This window comes from Rhodococcus sp. Z13 (assembly GCF_025837095.1).
Lineage (GTDB): Bacteria > Actinomycetota > Actinomycetes > Mycobacteriales > Mycobacteriaceae > Rhodococcus > Rhodococcus sacchari.
In genome coordinates, this window is the sequence record NZ_CP107551.1 from 2,129,636 (window position 1) to 2,152,574 (window position 22,939).

Annotated in this window: 21 protein-coding genes; 9 read left to right on the top strand and 12 right to left on the bottom strand. The window is 70.4% G+C overall.

All coding sequences use genetic code 11. From position 1 onward, the window contains the following. Positions 1-278: 278 nt before the first annotated feature. The 5 genes from pgl to tkt are packed head-to-tail and all read right to left on the bottom strand — an operon-like array spanning position 279 to position 6,731. Positions 279-1,037: a 6-phosphogluconolactonase gene (gene pgl, locus OED52_RS09795; protein WP_264154431.1), complete on the bottom strand. Its 759-nt coding sequence runs from the start codon at positions 1,035-1,037 to the stop codon at positions 279-281. Then, positions 1,030-1,938 carry a glucose-6-phosphate dehydrogenase assembly protein OpcA gene (opcA, locus tag OED52_RS09800; RefSeq protein WP_318841921.1) on the bottom strand — a complete coding sequence of 303 codons (909 nt, stop codon included), beginning with the start codon at positions 1,936-1,938 and terminating at the stop codon, positions 1,030-1,032. The genes pgl and opcA overlap by 8 nt, the downstream gene beginning before the upstream one ends. Continuing rightward, entirely contained in the window at positions 1,935-3,476 is a 1,542-nt protein-coding gene (gene zwf, locus OED52_RS09805; RefSeq protein ID WP_413247736.1) for a glucose-6-phosphate dehydrogenase, read from the bottom strand. The genes opcA and zwf overlap by 4 nt, the downstream gene beginning before the upstream one ends. A gap of 2 nt (positions 3,477-3,478) precedes the next feature. Further along, positions 3,479-4,624, bottom strand: coding sequence for a transaldolase (tal, locus tag OED52_RS09810; RefSeq protein WP_264154433.1), 1,146 nt, complete (start codon positions 4,622-4,624; stop codon positions 3,479-3,481). A 4-nt stretch (positions 4,625-4,628) separates the two neighbouring features. Next, complete coding sequence (tkt, locus tag OED52_RS09815) at positions 4,629-6,731, bottom strand: transketolase (protein ID WP_264154434.1); 2,103 nt, start codon at positions 6,729-6,731, stop codon at positions 4,629-4,631. A 212-nt stretch (positions 6,732-6,943) separates the two neighbouring features. Between tkt and OED52_RS09820 the strand changes: the two genes are divergently transcribed. Further along, on the top strand, positions 6,944-7,921 hold the full coding sequence (locus OED52_RS09820) for a heme o synthase (protein ID WP_264154435.1): 978 nt from the start codon (positions 6,944-6,946) through the stop codon (positions 7,919-7,921). A gap of 63 nt (positions 7,922-7,984) precedes the next feature. Here OED52_RS09820 and OED52_RS09825 read toward each other — a convergent pair whose 3' ends face one another. Then, entirely contained in the window at positions 7,985-8,950 is a 966-nt protein-coding gene (locus OED52_RS09825) for a quinone oxidoreductase family protein (protein ID WP_264154436.1), read from the bottom strand. Between the two features lie 23 nt (positions 8,951-8,973). Between OED52_RS09825 and OED52_RS09830 the strand changes: the two genes are divergently transcribed. Continuing rightward, positions 8,974-9,315, top strand: a complete 342-nt coding sequence (locus OED52_RS09830; RefSeq protein WP_264154437.1) for a hypothetical protein — start codon at positions 8,974-8,976, stop codon at positions 9,313-9,315. 79 nt (positions 9,316-9,394) lie between these two features. Here OED52_RS09830 and OED52_RS09835 read toward each other — a convergent pair whose 3' ends face one another. The 4 genes from OED52_RS09835 to mptB form a co-directional block, all read right to left on the bottom strand. Further along, positions 9,395-10,360 (bottom strand): COX15/CtaA family protein, encoded by a 966-nt coding sequence (locus OED52_RS09835; RefSeq protein ID WP_264154438.1) that lies wholly within the window; start codon positions 10,358-10,360, stop codon positions 9,395-9,397. A gap of 70 nt (positions 10,361-10,430) precedes the next feature. Then, on the bottom strand, positions 10,431-11,228 hold the full coding sequence (locus tag OED52_RS09840) for an ABC transporter permease (protein WP_264154439.1): 798 nt from the start codon (positions 11,226-11,228) through the stop codon (positions 10,431-10,433). Beyond that, a complete protein-coding gene (locus tag OED52_RS09845) occupies positions 11,225-12,169 on the bottom strand; it encodes an ABC transporter ATP-binding protein (RefSeq protein ID WP_264154440.1) in 945 nt (314 codons plus the stop codon). Before OED52_RS09845 ends, OED52_RS09840 begins: the two co-directional genes overlap by 4 nt. A gap of 11 nt (positions 12,170-12,180) precedes the next feature. Beyond that, complete coding sequence (mptB, locus tag OED52_RS09850) at positions 12,181-13,842, bottom strand: polyprenol phosphomannose-dependent alpha 1,6 mannosyltransferase MptB (RefSeq protein ID WP_413247758.1); 1,662 nt, start codon at positions 13,840-13,842, stop codon at positions 12,181-12,183. 171 nt (positions 13,843-14,013) lie between these two features. On the opposite strand from mptB, the gene OED52_RS09855 reads away from it, so the two are divergent. The 7 genes from OED52_RS09855 (at position 14,014) to OED52_RS09885 (ending at position 20,626) form a co-directional block, all read left to right on the top strand. Next, positions 14,014-14,811, top strand: a complete 798-nt coding sequence (locus OED52_RS09855; protein WP_413247737.1) for a helix-turn-helix transcriptional regulator — start codon at positions 14,014-14,016, stop codon at positions 14,809-14,811. A 97-nt stretch (positions 14,812-14,908) separates the two neighbouring features. Then, on the top strand, positions 14,909-16,354 hold the full coding sequence (sufB, locus tag OED52_RS09860; protein WP_264154441.1) for a Fe-S cluster assembly protein SufB: 1,446 nt from the start codon (positions 14,909-14,911) through the stop codon (positions 16,352-16,354). Beyond that, positions 16,355-17,590, top strand: a complete 1,236-nt coding sequence (gene sufD, locus OED52_RS09865; protein WP_264154442.1) for a Fe-S cluster assembly protein SufD — start codon at positions 16,355-16,357, stop codon at positions 17,588-17,590. Between the two features lie 75 nt (positions 17,591-17,665). Beyond that, the gene (gene sufC, locus OED52_RS09870) at positions 17,666-18,454 is read left to right on the top strand and encodes a Fe-S cluster assembly ATPase SufC (protein ID WP_264154443.1); all 789 of its coding nucleotides are present in this window, start codon (positions 17,666-17,668) and stop codon (positions 18,452-18,454) included. 4 nt (positions 18,455-18,458) lie between these two features. Then, entirely contained in the window at positions 18,459-19,712 is a 1,254-nt protein-coding gene (locus OED52_RS09875; RefSeq protein ID WP_264154444.1) for a cysteine desulfurase, read from the top strand. A 3-nt stretch (positions 19,713-19,715) separates the two neighbouring features. Continuing rightward, positions 19,716-20,207: a Fe-S cluster assembly sulfur transfer protein SufU gene (gene sufU / locus OED52_RS09880; protein ID WP_264154445.1), complete on the top strand. Its 492-nt coding sequence runs from the start codon at positions 19,716-19,718 to the stop codon at positions 20,205-20,207. After that, the gene (locus tag OED52_RS09885) at positions 20,207-20,626 is read left to right on the top strand and encodes a metal-sulfur cluster assembly factor (protein ID WP_264154446.1); all 420 of its coding nucleotides are present in this window, start codon (positions 20,207-20,209) and stop codon (positions 20,624-20,626) included. Before sufU ends, OED52_RS09885 begins: the two co-directional genes overlap by 1 nt. Positions 20,627-20,684: 58 nt before the next feature. Here OED52_RS09885 and ku read toward each other — a convergent pair whose 3' ends face one another. Continuing rightward, entirely contained in the window at positions 20,685-21,704 is a 1,020-nt protein-coding gene (gene ku, locus OED52_RS09890) for a non-homologous end joining protein Ku (RefSeq protein ID WP_264154447.1), read from the bottom strand. Between the two features lie 86 nt (positions 21,705-21,790). Continuing rightward, complete coding sequence (locus OED52_RS09895) at positions 21,791-22,906, bottom strand: lycopene cyclase family protein (RefSeq protein WP_264154448.1); 1,116 nt, start codon at positions 22,904-22,906, stop codon at positions 21,791-21,793. Between the last annotated feature and the right edge of the window lie 33 nt (positions 22,907-22,939).

The following is a 22,939-nucleotide window of genomic DNA, read 5'->3' on the forward strand; positions in this document are numbered from 1 at the left end:
GAACGAGACAGGAGGGCCGAGCACGAACGGTCCACGACGGGAGGAGCCACCGATATGGATCGACCCACCGTGAGGTGCGTCCCCACACGCTCTCGCCTGCGCGACCTGCGGCGCGCGACGGGACCACGCTCGGCCATGCGGATGCGGTGCGTCCGAGCGGGTTCCGGGACGGACGAGGCCGGAGTCGAGGAGGCCGGAGTCGAGGAGAAGGACACCACCGATCGGCGGACCGGCGACACGGACCGCGACGGAACCCCGACGTGACCGTTCCGGAACGATCAGGACGGCAGCTGCGCCGCGGCCTCCGCGTCGACGAACCACACGGTGCGTTCGGTGCCCCGCGCTCCGGCGGCGGGGAACTCCTCCGGCTCGGCGCCCCCCACGGCTGCCGCGACGGCCTCGGCCTTCGCGGCGCCGGCGACGAGGAACCACACCTGCCGGGCGCGCCGCACCGCGGGCAGAGTCAGCGTCACCCGGGCTGGTGGGGGCTTCGGCGAATCCTCCACACCCACCACGAGACGCGCGGACTCGCGCACCGCGTCGGTGTGCGGGAACAGCGAATTGATGTGTCCCTCACCGCCCATGCCCAGCAGGTGCACGTCGAACTGCGGCACCGTGCCGTCGGGGGAGTGCGCCGCGAGGATCTCCGCGTACCGCTGCGCCGACTCGGCGGGGGTGCTGCACCCGTCCTCACCGAGCGCCGGCATGGTGTGGATCCGCGCCGGATCGAGCGGGACGTGGTCGAGCAGCGCCGCCCGCGCCTGGACCTCGTTGCGCTCACCGTCACCGGGCGGCAGGAAACGCTCGTCACCGAAGTAGACGTTCACCGCCGACCAGTCGATGGCGCCCTGGTTGCGGCGCACGTGCTCGAGCATCGCGATGCCGGTGCCGCCGCCGGTGAGCACCACGTGAGCCTGCACGCGCTCACGCTGCGCCGCGACGACCGCCTCCACGAACGCGTCCGCGGCCGCGCGGGCGACCTCGTCGGCGTCGGCGAAGCGGAGAACTTCGGAGGGGGAGGTTACGTGATCAGACATATTCCACCTTCGGCAGCGCCGACAGAGCGGCCTCGTAGACGACGTCGGGATCGAGTCTGCGCAGTTCCTCGGCCAGGCACTCCGCCGAGTTGCGGCGCGCCAGGCTGATCAGCGATGCGGGCTTGCCGGTGCGCTGGAGGGTGGCCACGCGTCCCTCCTGCGGCCGCTCCAGGGCGATCGTCTGCGACGCCGTGCGGAGCTCGACCCGCAGCTCACCGGTGGTGCGTTCGACCGGGCAGTCGAGCCGGCTGGCGAGCCAGCCCGCCAGCAGGTCCACCGCGGGTTCGGTCCGCAGCCCCGACACTCGCGCCGACAGCACCGGCTCGTGCGGTGGCTGGTCGAGCGCCGATACCAGCAGCGCCCGCCAGTAGGTGACCCGCGACCACGCCAGATCGGTGTCGCCGGGGGTGTATCCGGACAACCGTGCTGTGAGTTCGGCGTGCGGATCGTCGGCGTTGGTGACGTCGGTGATGCGGCGCACCGCCAGACGTCCCACCGGATCCTGGGCGGGCACCGGCGGAGCCTGGTTCGGCCACCAGGCCACCACCGGGGTGTCCGGCAGCAGGAAGGGGACCACCACGGACTCCTGGTGCTCACCGAGCTCGCCGTGCAGCGCCAGGATCAACGCCTCGGACGCCCCGGCCTCACCGGCCACCCGGATCTCGGCGTCGAGCCGGGACGGGCCGTCGTGGCGGCCGCGGCCTACGACGATGACACGGCAGGGATGTTCCTTCGACGCCTCGGTCGCGGCGGTGATCGCGGCGTCGAGACCACGGGCGTCGCCGGCGCACACGATGAACGTGAGCACCCGGCCCTGCGTGACCATGCCGCTGGTCCGCCGCAGTTCCACCAGCTTGCGGCTGATCGCGTTCGCGGAGGTGTTGCGCAACTGGAGTCTCACGGACGCCTCCATTCCCGGCCGGAGCGACGGAGCATCTCGTCGGCGGAGGTGGGACCCCAGGTGCCGGCCTCGTAGGGTTCGGGGCGCCCGTTCGCGGCCCAGTACTCGAGCACCGGATCGAGGATCTTCCAGGACAGTTCCACTTCCTCGTCCACCGGGAAGAGGGAGGGCACGCCGAGGAGCACGTCGAGGATCAACCGCTCGTACGCCTCGGGGGAGGACACGGTGAACGCCTGGCCGTAGCTGAAGTCCATGTTCACGTCGCGTACCTCCATCTCGGAGCCCGGCACCTTGGACCCGAACCGCATCGTGACACCCTCGTCGGGCTGCACCCGGATCACCAGGGCGTTCTGGCCGAGTTCCTCGGTCATGGTCTCGTCGAAGGGCAGGTGCGGGGCCCGCTTGAACACCACCGCGATCTCGGTGACCCGGCGGCCGAGCCGCTTGCCGGTGCGCAGATAGAACGGCACCCCGGCCCAGCGGCGCGTGTCCACCTCGAGGGTGATCGCCGCGTACGTCTCGGTGGTCGAGTCCTTCGCGAAACCGTTCTCCTCGAGCAACCCGACGACCTTCTCGCCGCCCTGCCAGCCCGCGGCGTACTGACCGCGGGCGGTGGTCTCGTCGAACGGCTCGGCCGGCCGCGTCGCCGACAGCACCTTGATCTTCTCGGCGTGCAGTTCGGACGCCGCGAAGCTCACCGGCTCCTCCATCGCCGTGAAGGCGAGCAGCTGCAGCAGGTGGTTCTGGATGACGTCGCGTGCGGCGCCGATGCCGTCGTAGTAGCCGGCCCGCCCACCGAGGCCGATGTCCTCGGCCATGGTGATCTGCACGTGGTCGACGTAGTGCGCGTTCCACACCGGCTCGAACATCTGGTTCGCGAAGCGCAACGCCAGGATGTTCTGCACCGTCTCCTTGCCGAGATAGTGGTCGATGCGGAACACCGACTCCTCGGGGAAGACCTCACCGACCACCGCGTTGAGTTCGCGGGCGCTCTGCAGGTCGTGCCCGAAGGGCTTCTCGATGACCACACGGCTCCACGCCCCGTCGCGGCTCTTCGCGAGCCCGGAACGGGACAGTTGGCCGCAGACGACCGGGAAGGCGCCGGGCGGCACCGACAGGTAGAAGGCGTGGTTGCCGCCCGTGCCGCGTTCACGGTCGAGCTTCTCGAGGGTCGTGGCGAGCTCGGCGAATGCCGCGTCGTCGTCGAAGGTGCCCTGCACGAAGCGGATACCTTCGGACAGCCGCTGCCAGACCTCCTCACGGAAGGGGGTGCGGGAGTGCTCGCGCACCGCGTCGTGCACCACCTGACCGAAGTCCTCGTCGGCCCAGTCCCTGCGGGCGAAGCCGACGAGCGCGAATCCGGGCGGCAGGAGACCGCGGTTGGCGAGGTCGTAGACCGCGGGCATGAGTTTGCGGCGTGCGAGGTCGCCGGTGACCCCGAAGATCACCAGCGCGCAGGGCCCCGCGATGCGGGGCAGTCTGCGGTCCCTACCGTCCCGAAGAGGATTCACCCACGCTGCCGCACCGGATTCGGGCACGTTCAGCCCTCCGCGTTCGGAGCGTGCGCCGCCAGCTGCTCCTTCGTCGCCGCGAGGAGATCCTTCCACGACACCACGAACTTCTCGACGCCCTCGTCCTCGAGCTTGCGGAAGACGTCCTGCAGGTTCACACCCACGGAGGCCAGGGCATCGAACACCTGCTGCGCGGCACCGATACGGGCGGTGATGGTGTCGCCGGTGACCTCACCGTGGTCGGCGACGGCCTCGAGGGTCTTCTCCGGCATCGTGTTCACGGTGTTCGGCGCGACCAGCTCGGTGACGTAGAGGGTGTCGGGGTAGGCGGGGTTCTTCACACCCGTGGACGCCCACAGCGGACGCTGCGGCAGCGCACCCGCGGCGGCGAGCTGCTCGAAGCGGGTACCACCCTCGAAGGCCCTCCGGTAGGCCGCGTACGCCAGGCGCGCGTTGGCCAGGCCGGCCTTGCCGCGCAGGTTCAGCGCCTGGTCGGTACCGATCTCCTCGAGCCGGGCGTCGATCTCGGTGTCAACACGGGAGACGAAGAACGACGCGACCGACCGGATCGTCGACAGGTCGTGACCGGCTGCCTTCGCAGCGGTCAGGCCGTCGAGGTAGGACTCGATGACCCGCTCGTACCGCTCGACGGAGAAGATCAGCGTGACGTTGACGCTGACGCCCTCGGCGACGACCCGGGCAATCGCGGGCAGACCCGCCACCGTCGCCGGGATCTTGATGAACAGATTGGGGCGGTCCACGATGCGCCACAGTTCCAGCGCCTGCTGCACGGTGGCGTCGGTCTTGTGCGCCAGCCGCGGATCGACCTCGATCGACACGCGGCCGTCGAGACCACCGGTCGCCTCGAACACCGGGGCGAGTACGTCGCACGCGGCGCGCACGTCGTCGGTGGTGACCGCGAGGATCGACGCGTCGACGTCGTGGCCGCCCGCGGCGAGCTCACGGATCTGCTCGTCGTAGGCGTGCCCCTTCGACAGGGCCGCCTGGAAGATCGAGGGGTTGGTGGTCACACCGACGACGCTGCGGGTCGCGACCAGGTCGGCGAGCTTCCCCGACCGGATGAGATCGCGGGAGAGATCGTCGAGCCACACCGACACACCTTCGGCGGACAGCGCCGCCAGCGCCGGATTCTGCGTGGAAGTCTGCTGGGTCATCCGATCATCCCTTCACTCGGGTCAGCGAGCGGCGCGCAGCGTCGACGACGGCCTCGGCGGTGATGCCGAACTCGCGGAACAGGGTCTTGTAGTCGGCGGAAGCGCCGTAGTGCTCGAGCGACACGGCCTCGCCGCCGTCGCCGAGCAGGCGGTACCAGGGCATCGCCAGGCCGGCCTCGACGGACACCCGCGCGCGCACCGACGGGGGCAGGACCTCGTCGCGGTAGGCCTGATCCTGCTCGAGGAACCAGTCGAGCACCGGCACCGACACGACACGGGTGGGCACGCCCTCGGCCTCGAGGACCTCGCGGGCCGCCACGGCCAGCTGCACCTCGGAACCCGTCGCGAGCAGCACCACCTCGGGGCTGCCGGAGGACGCCTCGACCAGCACGTAGGCGCCGCGGGCGACACCCTCGGCAGCCTTCTCCCGGGTGCCCTCGAGCACCGGGACGTTCTGGCGGGTCAGGGCGAGCGCGGTCGGACCCGTGCGATTCTCCAGCGCGGCCTTCCACGCGAACGACGTCTCGTTGGCGTCGGCCGGGCGGATCACCGCGAGGTTCGGGATCGCGCGCAGCGCGGCGAGGTGCTCGATCGGCTGGTGCGTCGGGCCGTCCTCGCCGAGACCGATCGAGTCGTGCGTCCACACGTAGATCGCCGGGGTCTGCATCAGGGCCGCGAGACGCACCGCAGGCCGCATGTAGTCGGAGAACACCAGGAAGGTGCCGCCGTAGGGGCGGGTCGGGCCGTGCAGCGCGATGCCGTTGAGGATCGAGCCCATCGCGTGCTCACGGATACCGAAGTGCAGGGTGCGGCCGTAGGGCTGCGCGGTCCAGTCCTTGGTGGAGATGGACTCCGGGCCGAACGAGTCGGAGCCGGGGATCGTGGTGTTGTTGCTGCCCGCGAGGTCGGCGGAGCCACCCCACAGTTCGGGCAGGATCGGGCCGAGGGCCGCGAGGACCTTGCCGGACGCCGAGCGGGTCGCCGGGCCGTTCTCGGTGGGTTCGTAGGTCGGCAGCGCCTCGACCCAGCCCTCGGGGAACTCGCCGGCCTGCAGCCGGTCGAACAGCGCCTTGCGCTCGGGCTCGCGTGCGGCCCAGGCGTCGAAGCCGGCCTGCCACGCGGCGCGGGCCTCGGCGCCACGGTCGACGACCTTGCGGGTGTGCTCGATCACGGCCGGGTCCACGTCGAAGTTCTTCTCGGGGTCGAAGCCGAGGGCCTTCTTGACGGCGGCGACCTCGTCGGCGCCGAGCGCGGCACCGTGCACGTCGCCGGTGTTCATCTTGTTCGGCGCCGGGTAGCCGATGATCGTGCGCACCGAGATGAGCGACGGGCGGTCGGTGACGGCCTTCGCGGCCTCGACGGCCTCGAGGATGGCGGTGACGTTCTCGCCGCCCTCGACGGTCTGCACGTGCCAGCCGTAGGCCTCGTAACGCTTCGAGACGTCCTCACCGAGCGCGATCGCGGTGTCGTGCTCGATGGAGATCTTGTTGTCGTCGTAGAAGACGATCAGGTTGCCGAGCTGCTGCACGCCGGCGAGCGAGGACGCCTCGGAGGTCACGCCCTCCTCGATGTCGCCGTCGGAGGCGATGACGTACACGTAGTGGTCGAAGGGACTCGTGCCCTCGGCGGCCTCGGGATCGAACAGGCCGCGCTCGCGCCGCGCCGCCATCGCCATGCCGACGGCGGAGGCCAGGCCCTGACCCAGGGGGCCCGTGGTCATCTCGACGCCGGCGGTGTGGCCGTACTCGGGGTGCCCGGGGGTGAGTGAACCCCAGGTGCGCAGCGCCTCGAGATCGGCGAGCTCGAGTCCGTAACCGGACAGGTAGAGCTGGATGTACTGCGTCAGGCTGGAGTGGCCGCACGAGAGCACGAACCGGTCGCGGCCGACCCACTGCGGGTCGGTCGGATCGTGGCGCATCACCCGCTGGTAGAGCGTGTAGGCGAGGGGAGCGAGGCTCATCGCGGTGCCGGGATGTCCGTTGCCCACCTTCTGCACGGCGTCGGCCGCCAGCACGCGCGCGGTGTCGACGGCCTTGGTATCGAGGTCGGTCCAGTCGGCCGGATGCGCAGGCTGGGTGAGGGTGCGGATCTCGTCTGTGATCGACACGAGCTTCAAGTCTCCTGACATGGGTGTACGGGGTCCCGGCGGGTGGAAGTCGGCCCGCGCGCTACTTCAGACTAGTGCGCGGCCCGGAGTGGGTCGATTCGGTCCGGGCAAGCCTGCCGTCTACCATCGTTCGTAGTAGAGGAGCGTCCGGAATCGGGCGACCGTGAACGGGCGAAACGAAGGTGCGGATTCGCGTGGGACGAGGAGACAGCGTGCGGGTAGGGCGACGGCCGGGAGGTCACGGCTTCGGCGTCCCGGAAGCGCCGAGTACCCCGCGTCCCGACAGCGCGTGGGGCCGCATCTCGGGGACCGTGCTCGCGTACATCGCGCTCACGAAGCCCCGGGTGATCGAACTTCTGCTGGTCGCGACGATTCCGGCGATGCTGTTCGCCGATCGCGGTCACGTCGACATCGTGCTCATCCTGAGCACCCTGTTCGGCGGGTGGATGGGCGCGGCGAGCGCCAACTCCCTCAACTGCGTCGTCGATGCGGACATCGACAAGGTGATGAAACGCACGGCGCTGCGCCCGCTCGCGCGGCAGACGGTGCCGACCCGCAACGCCTTCGTCTTCGGCATGGTCCTGGGCGTCGCGTCGTTCGTGTGGCTGTGGTGGCGGGCGAACCTGCTGGCAGGCCTGCTCGTGGTGGCCACCATCGCCTTCTACGTGCTCGTCTACACGATGGTCCTCAAGCGCCGGACCTGGCAGAACGTGGTCTGGGGCGGCGCGGCCGGCTGCATGCCGGTGATGGTCGGCTGGGCCGCGGTCACCGGTTCGCTGAGCTGGGAACCGATCGTGCTGTTCCTGGTCATCTTCTTCTGGACGCCGCCGCACACCTGGGCGCTCGCCATGCGCTACAAGGAGGACTACAAGGCGGCCGGTGTGCCGATGCTCCCGGTCATCGCGACCGAGCAGCACGTCACCAAGCAGATCCTGATCTACACCTGGGCGACCGTGCTCGCGACGCTGGTGATCGTCCCGGCGGCGGGTGTGATCTACGCTGCGGTCGCGGTGCTGGCCGGGGCGTGGTTCCTGATCGTCGCCCACCAGCTCTACAACAGTGTGCGCGGCGGGGCGTCGGTCAAGCCGCTGAAGCTGTTCCTGCAGTCCAACAACTACCTCGCGGTGGTCTGCCTGGGTCTGGCGATCGACTCCGTGCTGGCGATGCCCACGATCGGCTCGTACTTCTGACACACGCCGCATGGACGATGCCCCGGCCGTCCGGCCGGGGCATCGTCGTATCCGGTCAGGAGATCACGGGAGCAGGACGATCGATCCGGTGGTCCGGCGTCCCTCGAGATCGGCGTGGGCGCGGGCGGCCTCGGCCAGGGGGTAGCTCGCCCCCACACGGATCGTCAGCGAGCCGTCGGCGAGCGCCGCGAGCACGTCACCGGCCCGCCACAGCAGCTCCTCGCGATCGCGCGTGTAGTGGACGAGGGTCGGGCGGGTGACGAACAGCGAGCCCGCCGGATTCAGTCGCTGCAGGTCGAAGGGCGGCACCGGGCCGCTGGCCGCGCCGAACAGGGCGATGGTGCCCCGCACCCGCACCGACGCCAGCGACGCCTCGAAGGTCGCGGCACCGACCCCGTCGTAGGCTGCGGCCACACCCTCTCCGCCGGTGAGTTCGCGCACCTTCCCGGCGAGGTCGTCGCCGTAGCGCAGCACCTGCCAGGCACCGGCCTCGCGGGAGAGGGCTTCCTTCTCGTCGGACGAGACGGTGGTGATCACCCGCACGCCCTTCGCGACGGCGAGCTGCGTGAGGATCAGCCCCACCCCGCCGGCACCGGCGTGGACGAGCACCGTTTCGCCGGGTTGCGCCGCGTACACGGAGTTGAGCAGGTAGTGGGCCGTCATGCCCTGCAACAGGACCGAGGCGGCCTGGTCGGCGGGCACCGAGTCGGGAACCGGCACCGCGACGTCCTCGGGGACACGGACCAGTTCGGCGTACGAGCCGGGTGCGTTGCACCACGACACCCGGTCACCGACCGCGGTTCCGCGCACACCCTCGCCGACGGCGACGACCGTGCCGGTGCCCTCCGAGCCGGGGATGTAGGGCAGTTCCGTCCCGTAGAGGCCGGTGCGGAAGTAGGTGTCGATGAAGTTGACGCCGATCGCGTCGGTGCGGACCAGCAGTTCGCCCGGGCCGGGCGTGGGGTCGGGTCGTTCGACGGGAACGAGGACTTCGGGGCCTCCGTGCTGTGCCACTTCGATTGCGTGCATGGCGTTCACAGTATTCTGCAGGCATGAGCGTCGAAACACAGGTCGTGGCCGCACCGGCCGACATCGTCTCGTCCATCCGCAGCTTCGTTGCCGAGCACGGCGGATCCGGCAAGGCCGTCCTGCAGCCGATCGGTCTGTCGGGTGTCCGGATCACCGTGGTCGCGGCCGACGGCACCCTCGGCGATCGCGTCGCCAAGGACCTCCCGACGGCGCGTGCCGTCGTCGAGCAGATCCCCGACGTGACGGTCTCGGAGTGGGACCGCGAGGTCACCAGCATCGCGACCCCGCAGAAGGGTCACTGGGCCAGGATGGCCGGCTGGGTCGCGCGGCAGACCAAGTTCCCCAAGGCACGCAACGAGCGCTGACGACGCACCTCACCGACATCTCGGGCCCGTCCACGATCGTGGACGGGCCCGAACCGTATCGAGGGCGGACCGGAGTGGCCTAGGCGGCGACGGGTTCCGGGGCGGGCTCGGTGGTGCGCACCCGGCCGGCGGCCCACACCGCGGAGGTCGCCGCCGTGCACAGGCCCGCACCGGCGACGTGCATGATCACCAGCACCGCGGGCACGTCGGTCCAGAACTGCACGAGACCGATGCCGGCCTGCACCACGACCAGCGCGAGCACGACCTTCAGGCGCAGCGTGACGGCGCGGGGGGCGTGCACGGCGTAGACGGCGAAGGTGAGCCCGATGAGCAGAGCCAGGTAGCCGACGAGGGCCTCGGCGTGCAGGTGCACGAGGTTGGTGATGTCGAGGTCGAGGCGGGGAACCGGGTCCTCGGCGCTCTTGTCGCCGGCGTGGGGCCCGGCGCCGGTGACCATCGTGCCGAGCACGAGCACCACGGACAGTGCCACACCGGACAGGACGGTCAGCCACCGCAGCGGCCGCGGCAGCACCTGGACGACCACGCCGTCGTCGGGTTCGCTCACCTTCGCGTAGAGCACCACGGCGAGCCACACCATGAGCATGGACGCGAGCAGGTGGATCGCGACGGTCCACCAGGCGAGTCCGGCGAGGACGGTTATACCGCCGATGATCGCCTGCAGCACGGTGCCGGCGGGCATGACCCAGGCCCAGGCGACGACCTCCTTGCGGCGGCGGGCGCGGGTGACGGCCAGCACGATCGCGGCCGCGGCGGCGACCACGACGAAGGTCAGCAGCCGGTTGCCGAACTCGACGACCTGGTGCAGCGTGTTCACCCCGCTGGACACGCCCACCGGGACGAGGGAGCCGGGGAAGCACTGCGGCCAGGTCGGGCAGCCGAGCCCGGAGGCGGTCACGCGCACCACCGAGCCGGTGACGGCGATGCCGCCCTGGGTGAGGATCGTGAGGAACGCGATGATCTTCTGCGTCCGCAGAGACGGCAGCGGAAGACGGTCGACAAGGCTCAGGTAGCCGCGATACAGCACGGATCCGATGGTACGGCGTGAACCACTACACACCGTAGTTGGGCCGAATCGCAGCTCTCCCGGCGCCGGCTCAGGTGAACCGGAACCAGCGTGCCGCAGCGGCCCCGCCGAGCGCCGCCCACACCACGAGCAGCACCATCGACAGCCAGTCCACCGTCCCGGCGACCGCGCTCTCGAGCGCGAGGGTCAGCGCCCCGGACGGCACCAGCCGCACCAGATGCTCGACGGTCTCGGGCACCCCGTCGCCCATCACCACGACACTGCCGATGCCGAGCAGCACGAACCACACGATGTTCGCCAGGGCCAGCACGATCTCCGCGCGCAGTGTCCCGCCGAGCAGCAGGCCGAGGGTCGCGAACATCACGGTGCCCAGCGCGATCACGACCGCGCCGATCGCCAGCCCGAGCAGGGTGGGACGCCAGCCCAGCGTCACCCCGATCCCGCCGAGCAGCACCGACTGCAGCACCACGACGATGCCCACCGCGGCGCTCTTGCCGGCGATGATGCCCCACTTCGGCAGGGCGGTCGCGCCGATCCGCTTGAGCGCCCCGTAGCGCCGGTCGAAACCGACGGCGATGGCCTGGCCGGTGAAGGCCGTCGACATCACGGCGACCATCATCACGGCCGGCAGCACCCGACCGACGCGGTCGTCGCCGAGGTCGCCGATCGGCAGGAGGGTGAGCCCGATGAGCAGGGTCACGGGGATGAGCATGGTCAGCAGCAGCTGCTCGCCGTTGCGCAGCAGCAGCTTCAGTTCCATGACGGTCTGGGCCGCCAGCATCTTCGACGGCGAGTTAGGCTTCGGACGCGGGACGAATGTCCCCTCCGCGAACCTGTTGTTCGCCAGACGATCGTGGGTCACGCTCACCCTCTCAACTCCCGGCCCGTGAGCTCGAGGAAGACGTCCTCGAGGCTGCGCTGGTCCACCCGGATCTCGGTGGCCAGTGCTCCCTGATCCGCGCACCAGGTCGCGGCGGCGGCCACGACCGACGGGTCGATCGTGCCCTCGACGAGATAGCGACCGGGATGATCCTCGCGCACGCGATGTGTGCCCGCGAGCGTCGACTGCAGGCCGGTGACGTCCAGCCCGGCGGGGGCGGACAGCCACAGCTGGCCCTCGGCGCCGCTGCGGGTGACCTCTTCGGGAGTGCCCGCCGCGACGACCCGGCCGTGGTCGATGATGACGATCTCGTCGGCCAGTTCCTCGGCCTCGTCCATCAGGTGGGTGGTGAGCAGCACGCTCACCCCGTCGCGCCGCAACGCGTCGATCAGCTCCCACACCAGCAGACGCGCCTGCGCGTCGAGACCGGCGGTGGGTTCGTCGAGGAAGACGAGTTCGGGGCGCCCCACCAGCGCGCACGCGAGCGCGAGACGCTGCTGCTGGCCGCCGGACAACCGCCGGTAGGGGGTGCGCCGGGCTTCGGTGAGGCCGAGGCGCTGCAGCAGCCACTCCGGGTCGAGGGGGTCGGCGGAATAGGCCGCCACCAGGTCGAGCATCTCCCCGGCGCGCGAACCGGGATAGGCGCCACCGCCCTGCAGCATCACGCCGATCCGGGGGCGCAGGGCATCGGAGTCGGCGACGGGATCGAGACCCAGGACGCGGACGGTGCCCGCGTCGGGGGTGACGAATCCCTCACACATTTCGACGGTGGTGGTCTTACCGGCGCCGTTGGGACCGAGGAGGGCGAGCACCTGCGCACGTTCGACGGTCAGGTCGAGACCGGCGACTGCGGTGACGCCCCCGTAGGTCTTGACGACGCCGTCCAGACGCACGGCCGGTGCCGCACCGGAGGGAGAACTCGGGATCACGGGGTTCCAGCCTAGGCGCCCGTGGTTTCCGCCGGACGCGGTGGTGTGCGCTCCTGCAACCGCCACGGCAGCCGCGAGCGCGTCGCCACGATGAGCAGCCCGACCACCACGATCGTCACGATCGACGCCTGGACGATCACGAACGGCTGGTACTCGCCGCCGTTCGGCATGAGGATCATCCCGACCACCGACGAGAAGGCGATGGTGGGGATGCGGAAGACCGGCCGGGTCGCCCACGCGGCCAGCGGGATCACCGCCCACAACAGGTACCAGGGCTGCACGACCGGGAACAGCAGCACGATCGCGCCGAGGGAGACACCGAGGGCCCCGACCGGATGGATCCGGCCGGTGAGCACGGCCAGCAGCATCCGCACCGTCACCACCGCGGCCACGAACGCCGCGATGGGCCGGGTGATCGACAACACGGCGGTGGTGTGGTCGCCCAGGCCGAGCAGCACTCCGCCCAGCCCGGTGCCCATGCCCAGCAGGGTGGGGATCGACATCCAGCTGCGCACCTCGGTCGCGGTGCCGAGGGTCTTCGTCCAGCCCAGCCCCAGGCCGCTGCCCCAGCTCACGAGCACGATCACCACACCCGCTCCGACGGCCAGGACGGCGGCGGCGGCGAGCACCGCGCGGAGCGTGCCGCCCCAGCGCCGGGCCAGGGCCATGCCGACGAAACCGAGGGCGAGCAGGGAGGGCACCTTCACCATCGACGACAGCGCGATCAGGGCCGTGCCCGCCGCGAGCCACCCGGCGACCTGCAGCCGTGTCGTCGACTCGGCGACGTACACCCCGCGCAACGCGAGCTCGACACCGGCGAGCATGAGGCCGAGCATCAGCGCCTCGTTGTGGATGCCGGCGACGAGGTGGAACAGCAGCAGCGGGTTGGCGGCGCCGAGCCACAGCGCGCTCACCGAGGCGACGCCGCACCGGCGGGCCAGGCGGGGCAGTGCCCACACGATCAGCGCGACACCCACCAGCGCCAGCAGACGGTGCACGAAGATGCCCGCGACGATGTTCTCCCCGGTCAGATGGGTGATCTTCTCGCCGATCCACAGGAAGGCCGGTCCGTAGGGGGCGGGGGTGTCGCGCCAGATGTTGGGCACCGTGCGGGTCAGGACGTGGTCCACCCCCAGCGCCCCGGCGGGCCCGATCGCGTAGGGGTCCAGGCCGCGCGCGGCGATCTCGCTCTGCGCGAGATACGAGTAGACGTCCTTGCTGAACATCGGCGGTGCCACGACGAGCGGGACGATCCACAGCAGCAGGGTGCGGTCGAGCTGGGAGCGTGACAGGCGCCGGGGTGCGCCGTCCTCGTCGCGCCGGCCGATCGCGAAGCGGCCGAGCAGCAGCCAGGACAGGATCACCAGCGCCGTGCCGGTCATCGCCAGGGTCAGCGACGCGCTGGGCATCCGGGCCGCCAGACCCAGGCCGCGCACGCCCTGCACGGGGTTCTGCAGCACCGGTTGTGCGCCCGCGCCGAGCGCGCCGACGGCCATGAGGACGGTGCCGGTGGCGCCGAGCAGCCGGATGCGGTGCAGATAGCTGGTCTCGGTCGCGTCGAGCCCGCGTCCCTCGACCTCGTCGCCGTGCAGCACGGTGGTGACGTCCGCGCCGGCGCCCGGCGCGTCGAGCCCGAGGATGCGGCGGCCCCAGCCGAGGAGGCGTCCGCCCACACCGGTGCGGTCCGGTGCGGGGCCGTCCGTGAGCGGCGCGGCGAGTGGGGGAGTCGACGACACGACAGCAGCGTAACGGGGTGCCCGGTGGGTTCCTCGACACCGCCGGAGCCGGTGTAAGGAAGGGCACCCTTGGTGGACCCGGTCCCCGAATTCCGTCACACTGGTGTTGTGAAATACCCGCCCGCATCCGCTGAGAGCGCCGAACGCACAGGTCACGCGCCTGTCGGGGCGTCGTCGCGGGTCCTGGGCGGACGTCCGGCAGCCACGGTCGCCGCGGGACGCGAGAGCCACGAGGGTCAGACCCGCGCGGCCGTCGTGCAGCTGCTCCTCGAAGAAGGACCCATCACGGCCCCCGAGATCGGCGAACGCCTCGGTCTGAGCGCCGCCGGTGTGCGCCGCCACCTCGACGCCCTCATCGAGGCCGGTGAGGCCCAGGCCGCCGCCCCGCCGCGCCGCCAGGGCCGCGGCCGCGGCCGCCCCGCCCGCCGCTTCCAGCTCACCGCGGTCGGGCGCGCCCGCCTCGGACACTCCTACGACGACCTCGCCACCGCCGCGATGCGGCACCTGCGCGAACTCGGCGGCGACGCCGCGATCGAGGACTTCGCCCGCCGCCGCGTCGAGTCGATCCTCAGTGGTGTCCAGCCCGCCGAACCCGGCACCGAGGGCGATGCCGAGGACATCGAGTCGATGGCCGAGGAGATCGCCGCGGCGTTCACCGCCTCGGGTTTCGCGGCCTCCGCCCGCCGGGTCGGCACCGGCGTGCAGATCTGCCAGCACCACTGCCCGGTCTCGCACGTCGCCGAACAGTTCCCCGAGCTGTGCGAGGCGGAGCAGGAGGCCTTCGTGCGCATCCTCGGCACCCACGTGCAGCGGCTGGCCACCATCGCCAACGGTGACGCCTTCTGCACCACCCACGTACCGGTGCTGCCGCCGCCGGGTGTCCCGCAACGGGAGCCGCCTCCGTGACATCCCCGCCGGCGCGACCCCGCCGCCCCCGAGACCCCCAGTTCACCGACGGTGCACAGCCCGCACCGCTCACCACAAGACTCCGGAAGGAGCTCGCATGACCGTCGCATCGGATCAGACGTCCGGCGGCACCCCGCTGACTCAGGAAGAGACGATCGATTCTCTCGGCCACTACGAATACGGCTGGGCGGACCCGGACACCGCAGGTGCCACCGCGCAGCGCGGCCTGTCCGAGGAGGTCGTGCGGGACATCTCCGCGAAGAAGAACGAGCCCGAGTGGATGCTCGACATCCGCCTCAAGGCGCTGCGCACCTTCGACAAGAAGCCGATGCCGGTGTGGGGTTCGAACCTCGACGGGATCGACTTCGACAACATCAAGTACTTCGTGCGCTCGACGGAGAAGCAGGCCGCGAGCTGGGACGAGCTCCCCGAGGACATCAAGAACACCTACGACAAGCTGGGTATCCCGGAGGCCGAGAAGCAGCGGCTCATCGCCGGTGTCGCCGCCCAGTACGAGTCCGAGGTGGTCTACCACCAGATCCGCGAGGACCTCGAGAGCCAGGGCGTGATCTTCCTCGACACCGACTCGGGTCTGCGTGAGCACCCCGAGCTGTTCAAGGAGTACTTCGGCACGGTCATCCCCGCCGGCGACAACAAGTTCTCCGCGCTCAACACCGCGGTGTGGTCGGGTGGCTCGTTCATCTACGTCCCGCCGGGTGTGCACGTCGACATCCCGCTGCAGGCCTACTTCCGCATCAACACGGAGAACATGGGGCAGTTCGAGCGCACCCTGATCATCGTCGACGAGGGCGCCTCCGTGCACTACGTCGAGGGCTGCACCGCCCCGATCTACAAGTCCGACTCGCTGCACTCCGCGGTCGTCGAGATCATCGTCAAGAAGGGCGGCCACTGCCGCTACACGACCATCCAGAACTGGTCGAACAACGTCTACAACCTGGTGACCAAGCGCACCAAGGTCGAGGCCGGCGGCTCGATGGAATGGATCGACGGCAACATCGGTTCCAAGGTGACGATGAAGTACCCGGCCGTGTGGATGATGGGCGAGCACGCTCGCGGTGAGGTGCTCTCGGTCGCCTTCGCCGGCGAGGGCCAGCACCAGGACACCGGCGCGAAGATGCTGCACCTGGCTCCGCACACCTCCTCGACCATCGTGTCGAAGTCGGTGGCGCGCGGTGGTGGACGTGCCTCCTACCGCGGCCTCGTGCAGGTCAACAAGGGCGCTCACGGCTCGAAGTCGACGGTCAAGTGCGACGCGCTGCTCGTCGACCAGATCAGCCGTTCCGACACCTACCCGTACGTCGACATCCGCGAGGACGACGTGACGATGGGTCACGAGGCGACCGTCTCGAAGGTGAGCGACGACCAGCTGTTCTACCTCATGAGCCGCGGTCTCGACGAGGACGAGGCCATGGCGATGGTGGTGCGTGGATTCGTCGAGCCCATCGCCAAGGAACTGCCGATGGAGTACGCCCTCGAACTCAACCGCCTGATCGAACTGCAGATGGAAGGGGCAGTCGGCTAAATGACTGCGGAAGCGAAGAACACGCCGGCTACCGCGACGGGCGTGCAGGATGCCGTGCGTGCCGAGAACCGGGTGCCGGCCGTCAACACCGCCGGCAAGCCGGCAATCAACAAGGGTGAGGTCTTCACGTCCTTCGACGTGAACGCCTTCGAGATCCCGTCGGGTCGCGACGAGGTGTGGCGGTTCACCCCGCTGCGCCGCCTCCGCGGTCTGCACGACGGCACGGCCACCGCGACCGGCACCACGACCGTCGAGGTCACCGAGGTCGACGGCGTGACCGTCGAGACCGTCGGCCGCGACGACCCGCGCCTCGGCCGGGGCGGTGTGCCGTTCGACCGTGTCGCGGCACAGGCCTACTCGTCCTTCGAGACCGCGACCGTCGTCACCGTCGGCCGTGAAGTCGAGGTCGCCGACCCCGTCGTCTTGACGATCACCGGCCCCGGTGAGGGCGAGACCGCCTTCGGCCACCTGCAGATCCGCCTCGAGGCGTTCGCGAACCTGACCCTCGTGATCGACCAGCGCGGCAGCGGCACCTACGCCGAGAACATCGAGTTCGTCGTCGGCGACAGCGCGCATCTGAAGGTCGTCGCAGTGCAGGACTGGGCCGAGGACGCCGTGCACGTCGCGGCGCACCACGCCCGCCTCGGCCGCGACGCGGTGCTGCGTCACTTCACCGTCGCGCTCGGCGGCGACCTGGTGCGCGTGTCGGCCACCACCAAGTACGACGGCCCCGGCGGCGACGCCGAGCTGCTCGGCCTGTACTTCGCCGACGCCGGCCAGCACCTCGAGCAGCGCCTGCTCGTCGACCACTCGCAGCCGAACTGCAAGTCGAACGTCGTGTACAAGGGTGCGCTGCAGGGTGATCCGGCCTCCGGCAAGCCCGACGCGCACACCGTGTGGATCGGCGACGTGCTCATCCGCGCCGAGGCCGAGGGCACCGACACCTTCGAGCTCAACCGCAATCTCGTGCTCACCGACGGCGCCCGCGCCGACTCGGTGCCCAACCTCGAGATCGAGACGGGCGAGATCGTCGGCGCCGGACACGCCTCCGCGACCGGACGTTTCGACGACGAGCAGCTGTTCTACCTGCGTGCGCGCGGCATCCCCGAGGAGGAGGCGCGGCGTCTCGTCGTCCGGGGCTTCTTCCACGAGCTGCTCGAGCGCATCACGGTCCCCGAGATCCGCGAGCGGCTCGAGGCGGCCATCGAGGCCGAGCTGGAAGCCGTCGGCGCCTGACCGTCACCCTGCGTGCCGGCACGAGCGCCGATGCACCCTAGTCCCGATACTTCTCCACTAAGGAAACGCATTTCGATGTCCACACCTTCGAACGTCCTCGAGATCAAGGATCTGCACGTCCGCGTCGCCCAGACCGACGAGAGCGCCGAGCCGATCGACATCCTCAAGGGCGTGAACCTCACGGTCCGCTCCGGCGAGACCCACGCCATCATGGGCCCCAACGGTTCCGGCAAGTCCACCCTGTCGTACGCCATCGCCGGTCACCCCAAGTACGAGGTGACCTCGGGCAGCATCACCCTCAACGGTGAGGACGTGCTCGAGATGAGCGTCGACGAGCGTGCCCGCGCCGGCCTGTTCCTCGCCATGCAGTACCCGGTCGAGGTGCCCGGCGTGTCGATGTCGAACTTCCTGCGCACCGCCGCGACCGCCGTGCGCGGCGAGGCCCCCAAGCTGCGCCACTGGGTGAAGGAGGTCAAGGAGGCGATGTCCGAGCTGGACATCGATCCGGCCTTCGGCGAACGCAGCGTCAACGAGGGCTTCTCCGGCGGCGAGAAGAAGCGCCACGAGATCCTGCAGCTCGGCCTGCTCAAGCCGAAGATCGCCATCCTCGACGAGACCGACTCCGGCCTGGACGTCGACGCCCTGCGCGTCGTCTCCGAGGGCGTGAACCGCTATCAGGAGCGCGAGCACGGCGGCGTGCTGCTCATCACCCACTACACCCGCATCCTGCGCTACATCAAGCCGCAGTTCGTGCACGTCTTCGTCGGCGGCCGCGTCGTCGAGTCCGGCGGACCGGAGCTGGCCGACGAGCTCGAGACCAACGGCTACGTGCGTTTCACCCAGGCTGCAACGCAAGGAGCGTGAGCGAATGACGGTGCCGGTGCGGACCCTCGACGTCGCCCGGATCCGGGCGGACTTCCCGATCCTCGCGCGCACGGTGCGTGACGACAAACCCCTCGTCTATCTGGACTCGGGGGCCACCTCGCAACGCCCCGTGCAGGTGCTCGACGCCGAACGCGCGTTCCTCGAGTCCTGCAATGCGGCGGTGCACCGCGGTGCCCACGCGTTGTCCGAGGAAGCGACCGACGCCTACGAGGACGCCCGCGCCGTCGTCGCCGCCTTCGTCGGGGTCGATCCCGACGAGGTGGTGTTCACCAAGAACGCCACCGAGTCGCTCAACCTCGTCGCGTACGCGTTCGCCGACGACCGGTTCCCGTACCGGCTCGGCCCCGGCGACGAGATCGTCATCACCGAACTCGAGCACCACGCGAATCTCGTGCCGTGGCAGGAACTCGCCCGGCGCACCGGCGCGACCCTGCGCTGGTACGGGGTCACCGACGACGGTCGCATCGACCTGGACTCGCTGACCCTCACCGATGCGGTGAAGGTCGTCGCGTTCACGCACCAGTCCAACGTGACCGGTGCGGTCGCGCCGGTCGAGGAGATCGTCCGGCGCGCGAAGGAGGTCGGTGCGCTCGTCGTGCTCGACGCCTGTCAGTCGGTGCCGCACATGGCCGTCGACTTCCGGGCCCTCGGTGTGGACTTCGCGGCGTTCTCCGGGCACAAGATGTTCGGTCCGTCCGGCGTCGGTGTGCTCTACGGCCGCCGCGACCTGCTCGCCGAGGTGCCGCCGTTCATCACGGGCGGCTCGATGATCGAGACCGTCACGATGGAGGCGACCACCTTCGCGGCACCGCCGCAGCGGTTCGAGGCCGGTTCGCCCATGTCGTCGCAGGCCGTCGGCCTCGGCGCCGCGGTGCGCTACCTGCAGGAGATCGGCATGGACGCGGTGGCCGCGCACGAGCACGAGCTCACCGCCGCCGCCCTCGCCGAACTCGGCGGTATCGAGGGGGTGCGGATCATCGGCCCGACCACCGCCGAACGTCGCGGCGGCGCCGTGTCGTTCGTGGTCGACGGGATCCATGCCCACGATCTCGGGCAGATCCTCGACGACGAGGGTGTCGAGATCCGCGTCGGTCACCACTGCGCGTGGCCGCTGCACCGCCGGTTCGGGGTGGCGGCGACGGCCCGCGCCTCGTTCGCCGTGTACAACACGCTCGACGAGGTGCAGGCACTCGGCGCGGCGATCCGCCGTGCCCAGAAGTTCTTCGGGGAGGCGTGAGCGATGCGGATGGAGCAGATGTACCAGGAGGTCATCCTGGACCACTACAAGCACCCGCACCACCGTGGCCTGCGTGAACCGTTCGGTGCGGAGGTGCACCACGTCAACCCCACCTGCGGCGACGAGGTGACCCTGCGGGTGCACCTGGACGGCGACACCGTGGCCGACGTGTCCTACGACGGTCAGGGCTGCTCGATCAGCCAGGCCTCCACGTCGGTGCTCACCGATCAGGTGATCGGTACCTCCCTCGGGGACGCACTGAAGATCGTCGAGAGCTTCGTCGAGATGGTGAGCAGCCGCGGCACCGTCGAGGGCGACGAGGACGTGATCGGCGACGGCATCGCGTTCGCGGGTGTGGCGAAGTACCCGGCGCGCGTGAAGTGCGCGCTGCTGGGCTGGATGGCGTTCAAGGACGCGGTCGCGCAGACCGTGGACGCCACGGGCTCCGGTGCGCCGGACGCCCCCGAAACCGTTTCGAGCGGAGGACAGAACTGATGACCGAACCCGCCCCGGGCACCGTGAACACCGACCAGAATCCGCCGGCGGACGGGGGAGCGGAGGAGGCCTCGGCCCTTGTCGCGGACACCGCCCCGCCGATGGATCCCGGCCGTCTCGACGAACTCGAGGAGGCCCTGCGCGACGTCGTCGACCCCGAGCTCGGCATCAACGTCGTCGACCTCGGTCTCGTCTACGGCATCTCCGAGACCGACGAGGCCGTCACGGTGGACATGACCCTCACCTCGGCCGCGTGCCCGCTCACCGACGTCATCGAGGAGCAGGCCAAGGGTGCGCTCGTGCGCAGCGGCCTGTGCGACGAACTGCGCATCAACTGGGTGTGGATGCCGCCGTGGGGCCCCGACAAGATCACCGACGACGGTCGCGAGCAGCTGCGCGCGCTCGGTTTCACCGTCTGACCGGCACCACCCTTCGGGCCTCGGCGCCTGACCCCATCCCGACCTCCGGGCGGGTGGGTCAGGCGCCTTTGCGTTCGCCCGAGCTCTTCTTCGCGGGGCCCTTCTCGGCAGTGCTCTTCTTCGCGGTGGTCTTCTTGGCGGTGGTCTTCTTGGCAGCCGCCTTCTTCGCAGGAGTCTTCTTCGCGGCCGTGGTCTTCCCGGCCGTGTTCTTCTTCGCCGCGGTCTTCCCGGCGGTGCTCTTCTTCGCCGCGGTCTTCCCGGTGCTCTTCTTCGCCGCCGAACCGGACGGCCGCTTGTCGCTGCCGGCCTGTTCCAGACTCTGCTTCAGAGCGGCGACGAGGTCGAGCACCTCGGCGTCCTCCTCCTCGTGCTCGGGTTCCGACACCTGGAAGACGTTGTCGCCCCGCGCGATTGCCTCGTCGATCAGCGTGCGCAACTCGACCTGGTACTCGTCGACGTATTCGGTCGGATCGAAGTCACCGGACATCGATTCGACGAGGGTCTCGGCCATCGCCAGCTCGCGCTGCTTCGGCTTCTCGATGTCGTCCAGCGAATCGAACTCCGCCGCCCGCACCTCGTCGGGCCACAGGAGTGTCTGCAGGATGAGCAGACCGTCCTGGGTGCGCAGCGCCGCCAGCCGGGTACGCTGCCGCAACGTGAAGTGCACCAGGGCGGTGCGGTCGCTCTGCTCGAGTGTCGCGGCGAGCAGCCCGTAGGCCTTCGGCGACGACGAGTCGGGTTCGAGATAGTAGGACTTCTCGAACAGGATCGGGTCGATCTGCTCGGTCGGCACGAACTGCAGCACCGGGATCTCGTGCTTCTCCGCGACCGGCAACTTTTCGAAGTCCTCGTCGGTGAGCACCACCCGCTCGCCGTCCTCGGAGTCGTACGCCTTGTCGATCTCCTGGTAGGGGACCACCTCACCGCACTCGCTGCACACGCGCTGGTACTTGATCCGCCCACCGTCCTTCGCGTGCACCTGGTGGAACGTGATGTCGTGGGACTCGGTGGCCGAGTACACCTTCACAGGTACGTTGACCAGGCCGAACGCGAGGGAGCCTTTCCAGATCGACCGCATGTGTCCATCATGATCGACGCCCGGGGCACCCGCTGGAAACCCGCGAAACTCACCCCGCACTGGACGAGACCTTCGTCACGTCCAGCTCAGCGCAGCGACCGCAGGATCGTGCGGCGCTGCGAGGACGGCAGCTCCCGGAACAGCTGCCACATCGTCGCGGCCACCCCCGCGGCGTCCTCGCGGCCCGACAGGTAGGCGCGTTGCCGGTCGACCGGCAACGCGAAGAACGCCTCGAAGAACTCCGTCGCAGCGTCTGCGTCGAGGTTCAGCAGCACTCGCAGTCCCAGCCGCCGCAGACCCGCCACCGCGCGGCTGCGTGCCGGCCACAGCACCTTCCGGGGGTCGGTACCCCGGCACATCGCGTCGACCACCGCGTCGGCCGTCGCCAGCGCCGTGGCCACCGCGTATCCGGTGGCGGGGTGCATGAGGCCGCCACGGGCACCGACCCCCAGGACCCCTTCGGCGACCGGCCCGCCCTCGACGGCGAAGCGCACCCGTTCGGTGCGCGCACCCCCGTGCACGTCCACCCCGCGCGCTGCGAGCCGGACCCGCAGCCGGCGCTCGAGTTCGGGGAGGCCGAGCGCCGGCCGCCCCACCAGGCAGGTCTCCTCCAGGATCGTGCGCCCGCCGCCGACCGGCACCGCGTACAGGAACGACGGCACGTCGCCCGGAGCGGTCCCGTTGTCGCGCCGCCAGTCCATGAACCAGGCCTGCCGGCCCTCCAGCGCGGGAGCGGCGACCGCGTCGTCGACGATCACCCCGAAGGCGGTCTGCTGGGCGCGGTGCGGCTCGGCGGGCACCCCCCGCGCGTCGACGACGTACCGGGCCCGCAACCGCCGCCCGTCGTCGAGCACCACCCCGTCGGCGCCGACGTCGCGCACCCGGGCCGCCACCACCCGCGCCCCGTCGAGACGCAGACACTGTTGCAGCGCGACGGTGTCGAGCACCCGATAGGGCCGGTCGACGACGTGCAGCCGCCGCGTCCACGCGGCGGGGGCCTGCGTGTGGGTGGCGACGGCCTCCGCGGGTAGCCAGGCGGGCAGCTCGTCCGCCCACGCGGCGTAGGTGGCGGTCCATCCCCGGTCCGGGCGCGCGTCGACGGCGGTGACCGTCAGTCCGGCGGCCGTGGCCCGGGAGGCGAGGGAGCGGCCGGCGGGGCCGAGACCGGCCACCAGCAGGTCGGTGGGTGGGGAGTCCGTCACGGCGTCAGCCTAGGCCGGGGGCCGGTAGGGCGA